General features: G+C 70.9%; 14 protein-coding genes. 7 read left to right on the forward strand and 7 right to left on the reverse strand.

Features of this window, described 5'->3' with window-relative positions; genetic code table 11:
- Positions 1-3: 3 nt before the first annotated feature.
- From AB0C30_RS25975 to AB0C30_RS25985, 3 genes are read left to right on the forward strand one after another with little or no spacing between them, the layout of a single operon-like run.
- Positions 4-2,700: a BTAD domain-containing putative transcriptional regulator gene (locus AB0C30_RS25975; protein WP_357948795.1), complete on the forward strand. Its 2,697-nt coding sequence runs from the start codon at positions 4-6 to the stop codon at positions 2,698-2,700.
- The gene (locus tag AB0C30_RS25980; RefSeq protein WP_357948798.1) at positions 2,697-3,290 is read left to right on the forward strand and encodes a hypothetical protein; all 594 of its coding nucleotides are present in this window, start codon (positions 2,697-2,699) and stop codon (positions 3,288-3,290) included. Before AB0C30_RS25975 ends, AB0C30_RS25980 begins: the two co-directional genes overlap by 4 nt.
- Positions 3,290-4,219, forward strand: coding sequence for a hypothetical protein (locus tag AB0C30_RS25985; protein ID WP_357948801.1), 930 nt, complete (start codon positions 3,290-3,292; stop codon positions 4,217-4,219). The genes AB0C30_RS25980 and AB0C30_RS25985 overlap by 1 nt, the downstream gene beginning before the upstream one ends.
- A gap of 8 nt (positions 4,220-4,227) precedes the next feature.
- On the opposite strand, the gene AB0C30_RS25990 is transcribed toward AB0C30_RS25985, so the two are convergent.
- The gene (locus tag AB0C30_RS25990; protein ID WP_357948803.1) at positions 4,228-4,659 is read right to left on the reverse strand and encodes a MarR family transcriptional regulator; all 432 of its coding nucleotides are present in this window, start codon (positions 4,657-4,659) and stop codon (positions 4,228-4,230) included.
- Positions 4,660-4,749: 90 nt separating this feature from the next.
- On the opposite strand from AB0C30_RS25990, the gene AB0C30_RS25995 reads away from it, so the two are divergent.
- The gene (locus tag AB0C30_RS25995; protein WP_357948805.1) at positions 4,750-5,910 is read left to right on the forward strand and encodes an MFS transporter; all 1,161 of its coding nucleotides are present in this window, start codon (positions 4,750-4,752) and stop codon (positions 5,908-5,910) included.
- Between the two features lie 33 nt (positions 5,911-5,943).
- Here AB0C30_RS25995 and AB0C30_RS26000 read toward each other — a convergent pair whose 3' ends face one another.
- The 6 genes from AB0C30_RS26000 to AB0C30_RS26025 all read right to left on the reverse strand — a co-directional run bounded on the left by AB0C30_RS26000 (position 5,944) and on the right by AB0C30_RS26025 (position 11,077).
- Positions 5,944-6,141, reverse strand: a complete 198-nt coding sequence (locus tag AB0C30_RS26000) for a hypothetical protein (RefSeq protein WP_357948808.1) — start codon at positions 6,139-6,141, stop codon at positions 5,944-5,946.
- Positions 6,142-6,185: 44 nt separating this feature from the next.
- Positions 6,186-6,686 (reverse strand): methylated-DNA--[protein]-cysteine S-methyltransferase, encoded by a 501-nt coding sequence (locus AB0C30_RS26005; protein ID WP_357948810.1) that lies wholly within the window; start codon positions 6,684-6,686, stop codon positions 6,186-6,188.
- Positions 6,683-8,137 carry an AlkA N-terminal domain-containing protein gene (locus AB0C30_RS26010; protein WP_357948812.1) on the reverse strand — a complete coding sequence of 485 codons (1,455 nt, stop codon included), beginning with the start codon at positions 8,135-8,137 and terminating at the stop codon, positions 6,683-6,685. The genes AB0C30_RS26005 and AB0C30_RS26010 overlap by 4 nt, the downstream gene beginning before the upstream one ends.
- Positions 8,138-8,244: 107 nt before the next feature.
- Complete coding sequence (locus AB0C30_RS26015) at positions 8,245-9,186, reverse strand: NYN domain-containing protein (RefSeq protein ID WP_225293467.1); 942 nt, start codon at positions 9,184-9,186, stop codon at positions 8,245-8,247.
- 104 nt (positions 9,187-9,290) lie between these two features.
- On the reverse strand, positions 9,291-9,491 hold the full coding sequence (locus AB0C30_RS26020; RefSeq protein ID WP_357948815.1) for an acyl-CoA carboxylase subunit epsilon: 201 nt from the start codon (positions 9,489-9,491) through the stop codon (positions 9,291-9,293).
- The gene (locus AB0C30_RS26025) at positions 9,488-11,077 is read right to left on the reverse strand and encodes an acyl-CoA carboxylase subunit beta (RefSeq protein ID WP_357948818.1); all 1,590 of its coding nucleotides are present in this window, start codon (positions 11,075-11,077) and stop codon (positions 9,488-9,490) included. The genes AB0C30_RS26020 and AB0C30_RS26025 overlap by 4 nt, the downstream gene beginning before the upstream one ends.
- A 35-nt stretch (positions 11,078-11,112) precedes the next feature.
- Between AB0C30_RS26025 and AB0C30_RS26030 the strand changes: the two genes are divergently transcribed.
- The 3 genes from AB0C30_RS26030 to AB0C30_RS26040 all read left to right on the forward strand — a co-directional run bounded on the left by AB0C30_RS26030 (position 11,113) and on the right by AB0C30_RS26040 (position 16,134).
- Positions 11,113-11,889: an ABC transporter ATP-binding protein gene (locus AB0C30_RS26030; protein ID WP_357948821.1), complete on the forward strand. Its 777-nt coding sequence runs from the start codon at positions 11,113-11,115 to the stop codon at positions 11,887-11,889.
- The gene (locus AB0C30_RS26035; RefSeq protein WP_357948824.1) at positions 11,886-13,445 is read left to right on the forward strand and encodes a hypothetical protein; all 1,560 of its coding nucleotides are present in this window, start codon (positions 11,886-11,888) and stop codon (positions 13,443-13,445) included. The genes AB0C30_RS26030 and AB0C30_RS26035 overlap by 4 nt, the downstream gene beginning before the upstream one ends.
- A gap of 67 nt (positions 13,446-13,512) precedes the next feature.
- Positions 13,513-16,134: a phosphoenolpyruvate carboxylase gene (locus AB0C30_RS26040; protein ID WP_357948826.1), complete on the forward strand. Its 2,622-nt coding sequence runs from the start codon at positions 13,513-13,515 to the stop codon at positions 16,132-16,134.
- Position 16,135: the final 1 nt, after the last annotated feature.

The following is a 16,135-nucleotide window of genomic DNA, read 5'->3' on the forward strand; positions in this document are numbered from 1 at the left end:
GCGATGCCGACGCGAGACCCAGCGCGTCCAGCGGGCCGGCCGCACGGGCCCGGGCAGGCGCCCGTGCGCATCCCGGCCAGGCGGAGCGTGGGCGACGTGCTGGCCGGCCTCGGCGCGCTCGCGGTGCTCGTGGCGATTGTCGGCGGTGTGCCGTACGCGCTGCTCACGTTCGTCGGGCCGCCGATCTCTCCCGAACTGCTCGATCTCGACGTGCTCAACAGCCGCGTGGGGCCGAGCACGATCATGGCCGTCCTGGTGCTGTTCGTGTGGCTGGCCTGGCTGCAGTTCTTCTCGTGCGTGATCGTCGAGGTCTACGCGGGCGTACGCAGGGTGGGCATGCCCGCCAGGGTGCCGCTTTCGGGCGGGTCCCAGGCGCTGGCCAACAAGCTCGTCTCGGCCGTACTGGTGCTGTTCACCGCCGGGGCCATGGTCGTGCCCATCATCAAGCTGGCGGCGCCGCCGCCCACCGCGCCGCCCATGACGACGGTCGCCTACTCCGCGCCGATCGTGGAGCAGCCGGTGCGGGCGCAGGCCACCAAGAAGGTGTACGTGGTCCAGCCGCCCCACGGCCGGCACCACGAGAGCCTGTGGGAGATCGCCGAGAAGTGCCTGGGCGACGGGCGCCGATATCCGGAGATCTACCGGCTCAACCAGCACAAGGAGCAGCCCGACGGCACCCGCCTGCGGATGGCCGACCTGATCAGGCCGGGCTGGGTGCTCGACATGCCCGACGACGCGCGCCACGCGCACGTCGTACCCGTGAACCAGGCGCGGGCCCAGACGCTGAAGCAGCACCCGGCGGGGTCGCACGGCGAACACCGGCGAGTCGCCGACGAGGCCCGCCAGACCTCCAGCGTCAAGCAGGGCCCGGCGCACGCGCGACACGAGACCGGAGCCGAGCAGCCCGTGGTGCAGAGCCCAGGAGTCGACCTGACCGACTACCTGGCCGCCGCGTCGCTGGCCGCGGCCGGTCTGCTGGTCGTGCTGGCCAGGCGGCGGCGTGAGCAGCTGTGGCGGCGCGCGTTCGGCCGCCGCATCGTCCGGCCGCGCGACGACGCGGCCAAGGCCGAGGTCGCGCTGAGGCTGGGCGCCGACGCGCCGGGCACGCGCATCCTCGACATCGGGCTCAGGCTGCTCGGCGCGGAGCTGGCCACGCAGGGCCGCACGCCGCCGACCGTCTACGCCGCTCACCTGTCGCCACGCAACCTCGACCTGTGGATCCACCCGCCTGACGGCGACGCGCCCGCGCCGTGGATCGCCCAGGACGGCGGCCAGGTGTGGCGGCTGGCCGCGCACGAGGGCCGCCTGCTGGAGGAGCAGCCCGGCGGCGCCCCGTACCCCGGACTGGTCTCGCTCGGCGCCGACGAGAGCGGCCGGGTGCTGATCGACCTGGAGGCGGCGCAGGGCCTGATCAACATCCGCGGCCCGCAGACCACCGCGGCGCTCGCGGCGCTGGCCGTGGAACTGGCGACCAACCGCTGGTCCGACCGGATGCGCATCACGCTCGTCGGCTTCGGCGACGAGCTGACGGCGATCGCGCCCGACCGGATCCGGGCCGTGGGCAGCCTGGCCGAGGTGCTGCCCGAGCTGGAGGCCACCGCCGCCCCGCGCCAGGAGGTGCTCACCGGGCGCGTCACCGGCAGCCCGCGCGACGCCCACTACCTGCTGTCCGCCGTGGCCCCCACCCACGAGGAGGCGCGCCGCCTGGCGCTGCTCGCCCGCAAGGACACCGCCGGATACGTGGTGACGGGCGACGTGCCGCACGCCACCTGGACCCTGGAGATCACCGAGGACGGCAAGGCGAAGATCGCAGAGCTGGGCTTCGAGGTGACCGCGCAACTGCTGCCGCGCCGCCACTACCAGGCGCTGATCGATCTCTTCCGTACGGCGGAGCAGCTCGACGGCGAGGCGGTGCCAGAGGCGGAGCCGCTGGAGGAGCTGGCGCCGCCCGCGGTGGAGATCAGGATGCTCGGCCCCATCGAGATCGTCGGCCGCGACCCGCTCGAAGAGGGGCGGATGGCGCTGGCCACCGAGCTGCTGGTCTACCTGGCCACGCATCCCGGTGGCGTGCACCCCGTCGTGCTGGGCGGCGTCCTGTGGCCGCGTGGCGTACAGCCCATGGTCAGGGACGCCACGATCGCCAGGGTCGTCGACTGGCTGGGCCGCGAGCACCTGCACGTCGACGAGGCGGGCAGGCTGCGACTGGGACCCGCGGTACGCACCGACTGGGCGCTCTTCCGCGAGCTGGTCCGCCGCTCGCACGGCGATCCCACGGCGCGGACCGTACTCCTGGAGAAGGCGCTCGTCCTGGTCAGAGGCCCGCTGCTGAGCGGGCGGCCGCCCGGGAGATACGCGTGGCTGGCGGGCGACGACCTTGAGTACGACGTCGCCGCCGGGGTCGCCGACGCCGCCCACCGGCTGTGCGAGCTGCGGCTGGCGCACGGCGAGCCGGACGCCGCGGTCGCGGCCGTACGCGCGGCCCTGCTGCTGGCCACCGACGACGAGGGGCTCTGGCGCGACCTGCTGCGGGCCACGCACGCCACCGGGGACGTGCTGCGGCTCCGGACGGTCGTCGAGGGGCTGAGCAGGCGCTCGTCCTCCCACCCCTATGGCGGCGGGATGGCGCCCGAGACCGAGGCGCTGATCGACGAGCTGCTGCCGTCGTGGCGCATCCACATCGTGAGGGAGTCGACGGCATGAGGCGGATGGCGGTAGTAATGCTGGCGCTCCTGCTCGCGGCGGGCTGCGGCCCGCCCGAGCGGCCGTACACCCCCGGCGGCGTGGCGGCCCCCGTCACCGGCGAGACCACCGCGGCGCCCGCTCCCACGTCCACCCAGGGCAAGACGGTCGATGTCGGCGACGAACTGAAGGTCAAGGTGGAGAAGGGGCCGTCGGCCAGCGCGCTGCAACGGCTCTTCGCCGACTACTACGTGGAGCGGTGGAAGGCGGTCGTCACCGGCGACACCGGCTACCTGCGTCATGTCGAGCCGTCTGTGATTCCGCAGGCCGGCGAATGGGTACGCGGGTTCGCCGACCGGCAGGAGTCGGCGCGCGGCGTCGCGCGTCTCTCCAGACTGCGGATCACGTCGGTCATGGGCAAGGGCGCCCAGGTCGACACCTGCGTGGACGAGCGGGGCGTACGCCTCGTCTCCACGCCCACCGGCAAGGCGGTCGCGCCCCAGCCCGACTGGGTGCGCGCTCCTTACCTCCAAACCGTGCTCGCGCATCGCGGCGACGACGGTGTGTGGCGGATCAGGGAATTCCGCCAGGACAAAGAAGGGTGCAGCTGATGAATCCCCTGATCCCGGTGCTCATGGCAGGGTCGCTCCTGCTGGCCACGCCCACGCCCGGCCCCCAATCCACCACGGACGTCAGGACCGGCCAGCAGGGCAGAACCGCGTCCGTCAAGCTCACGCACTCCGGCATCGTGGTCAGCGGCGACGTGGGCAAGGGTGGCAAGAGCGACGGCTATCGGATCAAACGGCCCTGCTGGTATGAGCCGGGGCTCAGCGCCGACGAGATGCTCAAGTTCCAGACGGACTCGAAGACCCAGTTCGCCAGGGTGAAGGCCGACGAGGACAGTTTCAATAAGTTCGTCCAGCAGTTCAAGGACAAGAAGGGGCAACCGGGGAACTGGTGGACGCCCGCCTACGACGCGTCCGACCCCAACGGCGCCACCTGCTGGGCCGGGCTGGAACTGTTCGTCTTCGTACCGCCGAACCAGACGCCGCCCTCCGGCATCACCATCGCGCAGCTGGCCGAGATCGCGCGGGCGGCGATCACCGTGCCCCAGCCGACGGTCAAGCTGAGCCCGGATGCCAAGAGCTTCGTCAACCTGCCGACGTTCGTGTGGCTCGAAGGCATCGGTCAGCCTCGGCGTACGGCGACCGCGACGCTGCCCGGCGTCATGAGCGCGACCGTGGTCGCCACGCTCCAGGACATCAAGATCGACGCGGGCACCGGCAAGGACCGGGCCGAGGTGCGTGAGCAGTGCGGGGCCACCGGCAAGCCGTACGCCAAGGGCGCCCCGTTCACCTGCGGCGTGCAGTATCTGCGCTCGTCGATCGACCAGCCGCGCCAGGTCTACCAGCTGACCGTGACGACCGTGTGGCCGGTGACGGTGGCGGGCCAGGCGGTGCCGGTCCAGTTCGCGCCGGTCGAGGTGGGAGTGACCCGCGACGTGCCGGTGGGTGAGGTGCAGAGCAACGTCAAACCGTAGACGGTGCCTCAGGCGATGACGGCGGCGAGCGGGGCGAGCTCCGGCAGCTCCGCCGCCTCCGCCAGCACCTCCTTGAGCACGGTGTCGTGGGTGGGGCTCGCCTGGGCGAGCAGCTCGCGGCCGGCCGGGGTGACCTCGGTGTAGATGCCCCTGCGATCGTCATCGCACAGGTAGCGGGACAGCAGCCCACGGTTCTCCAGCCGCGTCACCAGGCGGGTGGTGGCGCTCTGGCTCAGCACGACCGCGCGGGCGAGCTGCTGCATGCGCATGTGCCAGCCGTCCTGGCGGCCCAGCACGTCGAGCACGGTGTACTCGCTCACGCTCAGCTCGTGCTCCTTCTGCAGGGCCCGCTCCAGCCGGTCCTCGATTCTGGCGTGCAGCGCGGCGAGCGTGCGCCAGCCCTGGGCGCGCGCCTCGACGGCGTCATCGGCTAGCGGCATGTGACACCTTCCCGGACAAGGTTGTATGGTCAGTTAGTCGGCGTGTGCAAATAATGTCTACGCTGACTAACGTCGTCTGAGGAGTATTCTATGCCACTCGCCCTGTTCGCCCTCGCGATCAGCGCCTTCGGCATCGGCACCACCGAGTTCATCATCAACGGGCTGCTGCCGGAGCTGGCCGCGGACTTCGCCGTCACGATCCCCGCCGCCGGCCTGCTCGTGTCCGGCTACGCCCTGGGCGTGGCCATCGGCGGGCCGCCGCTGACCATGCTCGGCGGCCGGTTGTCCCGCAAGACCATGCTGCTGTCGCTGATGGTGCTGTTCATCGTGGGCAACCTGCTCTCCGCGCTCGCGCCTTCGTACGGTGTGCTCATGGTCGGCCGGTTCCTGTCGGCGTTCGCGCACGGTGCCTACTTCGGCGTCGGATCCGTGGTGGCCGCCGACCTGGTCGCTCCGCAGAAGCGGGCCAGCGCCATCGCGCTCATGTTCACCGGTTTGACCCTGGCGAACGTGCTCGGGGTGCCGCTCGGCACCTGGATCGGGCAGGCGTTCGGCTGGCGGGCGACGTTCTGGGTCGTGGTGGCCATCGGCGTCGCCGGGCTGATCGGCGTGCTCGCCCTGGTGCCCGCCCAGCCGCGGCCCGAAGGCGGTGGGATGCTGCGCGAGCTGGCGACCTTCCGCAAGGGCGGTGTATGGCTGGCGCTGGCGATGACCGTGTTCGGGTTCGCGCCGGTGTTCGCGGTGATCACCTTCATCTCGCCGATCATGACGAGTGTGGGCGGATTCTCTCCCGGCGCCGTGCCGGTCGTCATGGCCCTGTTCGGGGTGGGGCTCGTCGTCGGCAACCTGATCGGCGGCCGGCTCGCCGACCGCGCCGTCATGCCGAGCATCTACGGCTCGGTGGCCCTGCTCACGCTGCTGGGCGTGGTCCTCGCGCTGGTGGCGGGGAACCAGGTCGCGTTCATCGTGACGATCACCCTGTTCGGGGTGGCTGCCTTCGCGACCGTGCCGCCGCTGCAGACCCGGGTCCTGGACGCCGCCGCGGGCGCCCCGACGCTGGCCTCCGCGGCCAACATCGGTGCCTTCAACCTGGGTAACGCGATCGGGTCGTTCGCGGCGGGGCTGACCATCGACGCGGGCTTCGGCTACACGGCTCCGGCCTGGACCGCCGCGCTGCTCGGGCTGACCGGGCTGGCGGTGGCGGGACTCGCCGGCGTGCAGGCCCGCCGCCAACTCGCCCCGGCCACCTGATGACAACGCCACAGGGCCGCTGAGAGCGGGGGCTCAGCTGAACAGCTCGTCCACGCTCAGCGCGGTCACGGCCCTGACGGTCCAGCGGTCGAGGAGGCTCTGATCCGTGCATGTGCGGATGCGGGCCCGAGCCTCCTCGGGCACCGAGATGTCGCGTGCGTCCAGAAATCCCAGGATCAACTGAGCCGGCGTTCGTTCCGGCTCGCCCCTGTATTCGTGTGCTCCGGCCATCCACCCAATCGTACAGAGCGCTGCCGCACCATGACGGGGAGTTGCTAGAGCCGGCCGGACTCGTGGGCGAGCAGCCACTCCTTGACCGGTACGCCGTAGTAGTAGCCGCCATAGCCACCCGAGCCGGGCAGCACCCGGTGGCAGGGGACGAAGGGGGCGATGAGGTTCTGGGCGCAGGCCGACCCGGCCGCGCGGGCCGCCGTCCTGGGCATGCCGGCGCGTTCGGCCAGCTCGGCGTACGTCACCGTGGTGCCCGGCTTGACCTCGCGGAGTGCCTGGTGGAGGCGCTTGCGGGTGGCCGTGCCCGGCTGCTCGACCGGGATGGCGTCCAGGGCCAGGAGGTCGCCGTCCAGATAGTCGCGTACGGCCTGCGCGGCGGGGCCGAGATCGTCCACCACGTCCAGCCCTTCGGCCTGCAGTGCGGGCGACAGCCGGACGAACATGTCCGAGGGGTCGGCGGTGAAGCCAGCCGCGACCAGCACGCCATCACGGCACAGCAGGGACAGCGGGCCGATCGGGGTCGGCATGACTTGGGCGTCGATCATGAGGAGCTCCAGAGATGCAGGGCGGCGTAGGCCCGCCAGGGCCGCCACCGTTCGATGTGGTCGTCGGGAATGCCCAGGCAGGCCATGCGCTTCTTGAGCACCAGGTCGCCGATGGGCCAGGCGTCGGGGTCGCGCAGCGCGCGCAGCGCGACATAGCTGGCGGTCCAGGGGCCGATGCCGGGAACGTCGAGCAGCTCGGCCACGGCCTCGCCCGGATCCTGACCGCCGTCGAGGTCGATCCGGCCCTCGGAGACGGCGATGGCCAGCTCCTTGAGCGTCGCGACGCGGCGGTTGGTGAGCCCCAGCCCCGTGAGGTCCGCCTCGAGCAGCTCCGCGGCGGTGGGGAACAGGTGGGTCAGGCCGGGACGCTCGGTGAGCCGCCCGGCTCGCTCGACGATCCGGCCGAGCAGGGTGCGGGCGCCCGCGACGGAGATCTGCTGGCCCACGACGGCGCGTACGGCCAGCTCGAAGCCGTCGAACGTGCCCGGCACCCGCAGGCCGGGCCGGGACTCGATGAGCGGGCGCAGTGAGGTCTCGCCCAGCGCGGCCGCGATGGCGTCGGGGTCGGCGTCGAGGTCGAGCAGGCGGCGGCAGCGGGCCACGATGCGGGCCAGCTGCCGGGTGTCGTCCACGGCGACGTCGAGCGCGATGTGGCCGGGCTCGGGGGTGAGCGTGATCGTCCCGCCTGGGACGGCCCGGCTGTAGGACGTCGGGCTGGCCACCTCCAGGCCGGGGATCGCGCGCGAGGTCAGGAAGGAGAGCACGCCCGCGATGTCGTACGGCTCCCGCCGGTGCAGGCGCAACCGGAGCGTCGCGGGTCCGGCCACCACCTCGACCGCCGGCGGCGCGGAAACAGCGGAAACGGCGGGGCCTGAAGGGCCGCCCGCGGTCGCGCGGAGCTCGCTCGGCGTGAACCCGTATGTCTCCCGCATCGTGGCGTTGAACTGCCGCACACTCCCGAACCCGGCCGCGAACGCCACCTCGGTGACCGGCAGCCGCGTCTCGGTCAGCAGTTGCTTGGCCAGCAGCAGCCGCTTGGTCCTGGCCACCGCCAGCGGCCCCACGCCCAGCTCGGCCACGAACAGCCGGTGCAGGTGCCGCTCGGTGATGTGCAGCCGCGTGGCCAGCCCCGCCACGCCACGCTCGTCGGCGGCCCCGTCATCGATCAGCCGCAGCGCCCGCCCGATGAGGTCACCGCGCAGGTCCCACCCCGGATCGCCGGGGGAGAGCTCCGGGCGGCAGCGCTTGCACGGGCGGAAGCCCGCCGCCTCCGCCGACGCCGCGTGCCGGTAGAACCGCACGTTGCGCGAGGCCGGCGTGCGAGCCGGGCAGATCGGACGGCAGTAGATCCGCGTCGAGGTCACCGCCGTGTAGAAGCGCCCGTCGAATCGGGCGTCCCGGGCGGCTACCGCCCGGTAGCAGGAGTCGAAGTCGAGCTCAAGTGGTGACATGACACCGAGCGTATGCGTTCGCCCGGCCTGTCGACTGGCGGGAATCGGACCTGATCGTTAAATCGCTGGTCAGCAGGTCAAACCCACCGACCAGCGGAAATCAGACGTCACTTGGACGAGACGCCCACACCTAGGTCGAACTCCCGGTAGACGCGCGCCCAGAACCCGTCGCGCAGCCACACCCGCGCTTCGGGGAACGGCCGCAACGAGTGGCCGAGCTCCTTCTCCGCCTCGATGAGCAGTTCGGTGTCGATGACCGTCGGCAGGATCGGCCCCGGCAGCAGGTCGCGGATGTTGTCGCGGCCTCGGGTGAGGATCCACTTCTGTGCCACGTGCTCGCCCACGTCCTCGACGCGTGGCCGGCTGGGCCCGAGCTTGGCCACCTGGCCGGGCTTGACGTGCGGTTTGACGGGCGCGCGCCCGGCGAACACCTGCGCGGGCGACGGAGCGGTCACCGGCGGGGCGACTGGAACGGGTTGCGGAGCACGGCTGAAAAAGGGCCTCAGGAATTCAGCAGTGATCACTTCCACGGTGTCCGACTCCCAAACCAGCCGTTCGGCCTGGTTGGTGCCGTACGGCGGCTCGACGCCCCACAAGTGGATGCGCACCCCGTACGCCTGCGCCGCCTCCACCGCGGGGACCATGTCCTCGTCTCCGGCGAGCAAGATCGTGTCAGTCACCGCATGATGCCGGGCCAGGGCCTCCAGATCGCTCCTGATCTGCGCGTCCACGCCCTTCTGCTGGCCACGGGCGTTCAGGTTGCCAAGCCGTACCTTGACCCAGGGCAACTGGGCGATGACCCGCTGATCGACGGTCGGCACACGGTCGCGAGCGGCGTCATACCAATAGATCCGCAGAAGTTCGCCAGATATACGTTCCAGCGCATGTTTCTGTAGACTCTGGATCAGCTCATCGGCGGCCACTCGATATTCTTTGCGCTCCTTGGCGCCCAGCAGCACTTCGCCTGCGGCAGCATAGAGATAACCGACGTCCACCAGGACGGCGTACTTCGCTGCCACAGCATGCGGCATGAGGTCTGGGATGGCCATGTGTCCTCCAGGCCGCGGTTAGTTGATCGGCTGACTATATACGCCTACTTTCTCTAGATAGTCCCAACTCCTCGAGAACTTGACACCCGATTCCCAGGATCTATCTAAGGCAGGGCGCTCATCCGCCAACCCGACTTCCCCGGTGCGGGTGCCTTACGCATCGCTCTCGCCGGGTTTCGCCATGTTTGACTTCGCGGCATGACCGCCGGCTCCGGCACGGCCTGCCGTGTCGCGAGAACGGTCACGAGGGCGGCGATCTCCTCCGGCGTGGCGTCCCCACGAACGATCCGCAGATAGGCGCTCATAGCGGGATGTTCCCATGCTTCTTCGGCGGCAGCGAGGCCCGCTTGTTCCGTAGCGCCCGCAGCGCCCTGACGACCTGAGCCCGCGTCTCGGCGGGTCGGATCACCGCGTCGACGTAGCCGCGCTCGGCCGCGATGTACGGGTTGGCCAGCGTGTCCTCATATTCGGTCACCAGCCTGGCCCGCTCGGCGTCGGCATCGTCGCCCGCCGCGGTGAGCTCGCGCCGGTAGAGGATGTTGACGGCGCCCTGCGCGCCCATGACCGCGATCTGCGCCGTGGGCCACGCCAGGTTGACGTCGGCGCCCAGGTGCTTGGACCCCATGACGTCGTACGCCCCACCGTACGCCTTGCGGGTGATGACCGTCACCAGTGGCACGGTCGCCTCGGCGTAGGCGTAGAGGAGCTTGGCCCCGCGGCGGATGATTCCGTTCCATTCCTGATCGGTCCCTGGGAGGAATCCCGGGACATCTACAAAAGTCAGGATCGGGATATTAAAAGCATCACATGTTCGAATAAAACGGGCTGCCTTCTCGGAGGCGTTGATATCCAGGCACCCGGCGAAATGCATGGGCTGGTTGGCCACCACGCCCACCGCCTGACCGTCGACCCGGCCGTACCCGACCACCACGTTGGGCGCGAACAGCGCGTGGACCTCCAGGAACTCACCGTCGTCGAGCACGTGCTCGATCACCCGGTGCATGTCGTAGGGCTGGTTCGCCGAGTCGGGGATCAGCAGGTCCAGCTCGGGATCCGGCTCCAGGTCACCGGCGCCCTCGAAGACCGGCGCCTCGTCCAGGTTGTTGGAGGGCAGGTAGGACAGCAGCGCCTTGACGTAGTCGAGCGCGTCGCTCTCGTCGGTGGCCTGGTAGTGGGCCACGCCCGACTTGGTGTTGTGCGTGTGCGCGCCGCCGAGCTCCTCGAACGTGACCTCCTCGCCGGTCACGGTCTTGATCACGTCGGGCCCGGTGATGAACATCTGCGACGTCTGGTCGACCATCACCACGAAGTCGGTCAGCGCGGGGGAGTAGACGTGCCCGCCGGCCGCGGCGCCCATGATGAGCGAGATCTGCGGGATCACGCCCGAGGCGTGCACGTTGCGCTTGAAGATCTCGGCGTAGAGGCCGAGCGCGACCACGCCCTCCTGGATGCGGGCGCCACCGCCCTCGTTGATGCCGATGATCGGGCAGCCGGTCTTCAGGGCCAGGTCGAGCACCTTGACGATCTTCTCGCCGTAGACCTCGCCGAGCGAGCCGCCGAACACGGTCACGTCCTGCGAGAACACACATACCTGGCGCCCGTCGATCGTGCCGTGACCGGTGATCACGCCGTCGCCGTACGGTCGCCTGCTCTCCAGCCCGAACATCGTGGACCGGTGCCTGGCGAACTCGTCGAACTCCACGAACGAGTCCTCGTCGAGCAGCGCCAGCACCCGCTCCCGCGCGGTCAGCTTGCCCTTGTCGCGCTGCTTGGCCACGGCCGCCGCCGACCCGGCGTGGACCGCCTCGTCGAGCCGGCGCTCGAGGTCGGCGATTTTCCCGGCGGTGGTGTGAATGTCCGGCGGGTCCGGTACGGCCTCGGCAGCAGTCATGCGCGCAACATTAACCCGGCTCCTACAGTGGATCCATGACGGAGGCGGTTCACACGCACGGCCTGTTCAAGCGATACGGCCCGCAGATCGCGGTGGCCGGCATCGACCTCGTGGTCCCGGCGGGCAGCTTCGCCGGGCTCGTCGGCCCCAACGGCGCCGGCAAGACGACTTCCCTGAGCATGATCACCGGACTGCTCCGCCCCGACGGCGGCCAGGCCGAGATCGACGGCTTCGACGTGTGGCGCGATCCCGTCGAGGTCAAGGCCCGCATCGGCGTGCTGCCCGAGGGGCTGCGGCTGTTCGAACGCCTGTCGGGCCGCGAGTTACTCCTCTACAACGGCAGGCTGCGCGGCATCGCCAAGGCCGACGTCGAGCAGCGCGCCGAGGAACTGCTGCGGGTGATGGACCTGGCCGACGCCGCCGACAAGCTCGTCGTCGACTACTCCACCGGCATGCGCAAGAAGATCGGCCTGGCGGCGGCGCTGCTGCACAACCCCTCCGTGCTCTTCCTCGACGAGCCGTTCGAGGGCGTCGATCCGGTCAGCGCCAACACGCTCACTGAAGTGCTCCGGCGCTTCACCGCCTCGGGCTCGACCGTCATCTTCTCCAGCCACGTGATGGACCTCGTCGAGCGGCTCTGCGACTGGGTGTCGGTGATGAGCGCCGGGCACATCGTGGCCCAGGGCCCGCTGGAGAAGGTACGCGCCGGACGCAGCCTCAACCAGGCGTTCCTGGAGCTCGTCGGCGGTCCGCGCGACAACGGCGACTCGGGTCTGACCTGGCTCGGCCGGGGCAAGCAGGAGCCGGCGTGAACACTGTCGCGCTCTTCGCCCAGCTCAAGCTCCGGCTGCTGGCCGGCAACCTCCGCGGCGACATACAACGCAAGCTCGGCTTCATCTTCACCCTCATCATGTCCGTGTTCGTGAGCGTCATCGGCTTCCTGCTCATGAGCCTGCTCCGGCTGGCGCCGCACGATGTCGCGGCGTCGATCGTCGTCGTGGTGTTCTCGATCATGCTCATCGGCTGGATGGTCGTGCCGCTGCTGGCGTTCGGCCTGGACGACACGCTCGACCCGGCGCGGCTGTCGCTGTTCCCGCTGCCCACCCACCGGCTCGCGGTCGGCATGTTCACCGCCTCCGCCACCGGCGTCTGGCCGCTGGCCACCCTGATCATCACGGCGGGCGCCCTGGCCGGGCTCGCCACCGGCGTCGGCGGCGTGCTGCTCGGGATCGTCGCGGTGCTCCTGCAGTTCGCGCTCTGCCTGGTCGCCTCCCGGCTGGTCACCACGGCGCTGTCCAGCGCCCTGCGCACCAGGCGCGGCCGGGACCTGCTGGCCGTGGCCGCGATCTTCGTCGTGCTGCTCGCGCAACTGCCGAACCTGCTGCTCAACAGCAACATCGGCGACCCGGCGGGGATGCTGCGCCAAGTCGCGGCCCTGCTCAGGTGGACGCCCTCGGGCATGGCCGCGCACGCGATGGCCGACGGCGGCCTGACCGGCCTGGCCGAGCTCGTCGTCGTGGCCCTCGTGGTCGTGGTGGTCGGCTGGCTGTGGATCAAGGCGCTGAGCCGGGCCCTGGTCACACCCGACTCCTCCACGCGCGCGGCCTCCGTACGCAGGGGGAGCGGCCTGGTCGACCGGTTCGTGCCGAGCGGGCCGCTGGCCGCCGTGGTCACCAAGGAGCTCAAGTACATCATGCGCGAGCCCCGCTACCGGGTCGGCTGGTTCTCCTCCGTCCTGGTGGCCATCGTGCTGGGCTTCTCGGTCACCCGCTCCGGAGACGCCGGGGCGTCGACGCCGATTCTGCTCACCGCGTCGGCCGGGATGATGATCGCCCTGCAGTCGGCCAACTCGTTCGGCATCGACGGCCGCTCGCTCTGGATGAACGCCGTGACCATCGGCTCCGAACGCGGCCTCAGCACCGATCTGGCCGGCCGCCACCTGGCCGGCGCGCTGGTCGCGACGCCGCTGCTCACGCTGATCGCCGTCGCCGCCGGGCTGTTCGCCGGCCACCCGGAGGGGATCGTCCCGGCGGTGCTCATCGGCCTGGGCGCGCTCGGGACCGGATTCGGCGTCGGCTCCGTGACCAGCGTCGTCATCCCGTACACCATGCCCGAGCGGATGAACGCCTTCAGCGGGGCCGCGCCCGGTCAGGGCGGCCAGGCGTTCGTCTCCGGCGTGGGCGCGCTGCTGGGCATCTCCCTCCTGTCGGTGCCGTTCGTGGTGCCGCTGCTCTTCGGGCTGCTCTGGGTGTCCGTGCTGGCGCCGTTCTACGGGTTGCTGGCCGAGGTGCTGGGCCGGCGGCTCGGCGCGAAGATCGGCTTCCCCCGCCTCCCCGAGCTGCTCGCCGCGGTGTCCCGGCCCACCTGAGCATTGGTCTAGTCCAATACGTGAGACCGCCTTACGGACATTCCACGCTTGTGGATACCTTTGAAGCATGATTGACCAGGGGATTGAGCGTCGCAGTGCCGCGGTCACCGAGATGCCCGATGAGCTGCGCAAGGACGTGCGATTGCTCGGCAAGCTGCTCGGGCAGGTGATCGCCGAGCAGGGCGGCGAGGATCTGCTGGCCGACGTCGAACGCCTGCGCAAGGCCGTGATCGCCGCCCGCAGGGGCGAGGTCACCGGTGACGAGATCACGGCCATGGTCGCGCAGTGGGAGATCGACCGGGCCGTACAGATCGCCCGCGCGTTCACCTGTTACTTCCATCTGGCCAACCTGGCCGAGGAGCACTACCGCATCCGCATCCTGCGCGAACGTGACACCGAGGACCGGGTGGAGCGGGAGTCGCTGGCGCAGGCCGTACACGAGCTGGGCCACGAACGCGTCGCCGAGCTGGTCGAGGGGCTGGAGCTGCACCCGGTCCTGACCGCGCACCCGACGGAGGCGCGCCGGCGCGCGGTCGTCACCGCGATCCAGCGGGTCAGCGGCCAGCTGAGCGAGTACAACGCCGCCGGGCGCGGCGCCTCCGAGCGCGCCGAGAGCCGCCGGCGGCTGCTGGAGGAGATCGACCTGCTGTGGCGTACGGCCCAGCTGCGCTCCACCAAGCTCGACCCGCTCGACGAGGTACGCACCGCCATGGCCGCCTTCGACGAGACGCTGTTCCGCATGGTGCCGCAGGTCTACCGCTCGCTCGACGCGGCGCTCGGCGAGGGCACCGGCACCCGCCCGCCGCTGGCCAGGCCCTTCATCCGCTACGGCAGCTGGATCGGCGGCGACCGCGACGGCAACCCCAACGTGACCGCCAAGGTCACCCGCGAGACCGTCCAGATCCAGTCCGACCACGTGCTGACCGCCCTCGAGACGGCCTGCACGCGCATCGCCCGCACACTCACCGCGGCCGAGCAGTTCGCGCCCCCGTCGCCGGAGCTCAGGGCGGCCCTGGCCGCGGCCGTCGACGCCCATCCCGAGGTGGTCTCGGAGATGGCCACCCGCTCGCCGAGCGAGCCGCACCGGCAGTGGCTGATGTTCGTGGCCGCCCGCATCGCCGCCACCCTCCGCCGCGACCTCGACCTCGCCTACCGCGCCCCGGCCGAACTGCTCGCCGACCTGCGCCTGGCCCAGGACTCGCTCTCCGGCCACGCCGCGCGTCAGGCGTACGGGGAACTGCAGCAGCTCATCTGGCAGGTCGAGACGTTCGGCTTCCATCTGGCCGAGCTGGAGGTACGCCAGCACTCCCAGGTGCACGCGGCCGCGCTGGAGGAGATCAGGGCGGGCGGCGAGCTGTCGGAGCGCACCGAGGAGGTGCTGGCCACGATCCGGGTGATCGCCTGGATCCAGGAGCGGTTCGGCGTCACGGCCTGCTCCCGCTATGTCGTCTCCTTCACCCGCTCCGCCGACGACATCGCCGCCGTATACGAGCTGGCCGAGCACGCGCTAGGCAAGCGCGCGCCCGTGCTCGACGTGGTGCCGCTGTTCGAGTCGGGCCAGGACCTGGCCAACTCCCCGGACGTGCTGTCCGGCATGCTGGAGCTGCCGCCGATGCGCGAGCGGCTGGCCGCCAACGGCAGGCGCATGGAGATCATGCTCGGCTACTCCGACTCGGCCAAGGAGCTCGGCCCGGCCGCCGCGACGCTGCGCCTGTACGAGGCGCAGGAGCAGCTGACCGCCTGGGCGCTGAAGCACGATGTGAAGCTGCGCATGTTCCACGGCCGCGGCGGCGCGCTCGGCCGTGGCGGCGGCCCCGCCAACCGCGCGGTGCTCGCCCAGGCGCCCGGCTCGGTCGCCGGCCGCTTCAAGGTCACCGAGCAGGGCGAGGTCATCTTCGCCCGCTACGGCCACATCGCCATCGCCCGCCGCCACCTGGAGCAGGTCACGAACGCGGTGCTGATGGCCTCCTCGCCCTCGGTCGGCTCCCGCACCGCCGCCGCGGCCGACCGCTTCCGCTCGCTCGCCGAGCAGGTGGCCACGGCCTCGGAGCAGGCCTACCGCTCGCTCACCGAAGCCCCCGGCTTCCCGGAGTGGTTCGCCCTGGTCAGCCCGCTGGAGGAGATCGGCTCCCTGCGCCTCGGCTCCCGCCCCGCCCGCCGCGGCCTCGGCGCGCCCCGCTCACTCGACGACCTGCGCGCCATCCCCTGGGTCTTCGCCTGGGCCCAGACCCGGGTCAACCTGCCCGGCTGGTACGGCCTGGGCACCGGCCTGGCCGCGGTCGCCTCACTCGACGAGCTGAAGGCGGCCTACGCCGAGTGGCCGCTGTTCAACGCGCTGCTCGACAACGCGGAGATGTCGCTGGCCAAGACCGACAGATCGATCGCCGAACGCTACCTGGCACTCGGCGGCCGCCACGACTTCGCCCGCCAGGTCATGGAGGAGTATGACCGGACCCGCAGCCTGGTGCTGCAGGTCACCGGCCACACCCGCCTCCTGGAGAACCGCAAGGTCCTCTCCCGCGCCGTCCAGCTCCGCGACCCGTACGTGGACGCGCTGTCCCACCTGCAGCTACGCGCGCTGACGGCCATGCGCACCGGCACCCTGTCGGACCACGAACGCGAACGCCTGTCGACCCTGCTCCTGCTGTCGGTCAACGGGGTGGCGGCGGGCCTGCAGAACACCGGCTGAC

This window comes from Nonomuraea sp. NPDC048901 (assembly GCF_040649695.1).
Classification (GTDB): domain Bacteria; phylum Actinomycetota; class Actinomycetes; order Streptosporangiales; family Streptosporangiaceae; genus Nonomuraea.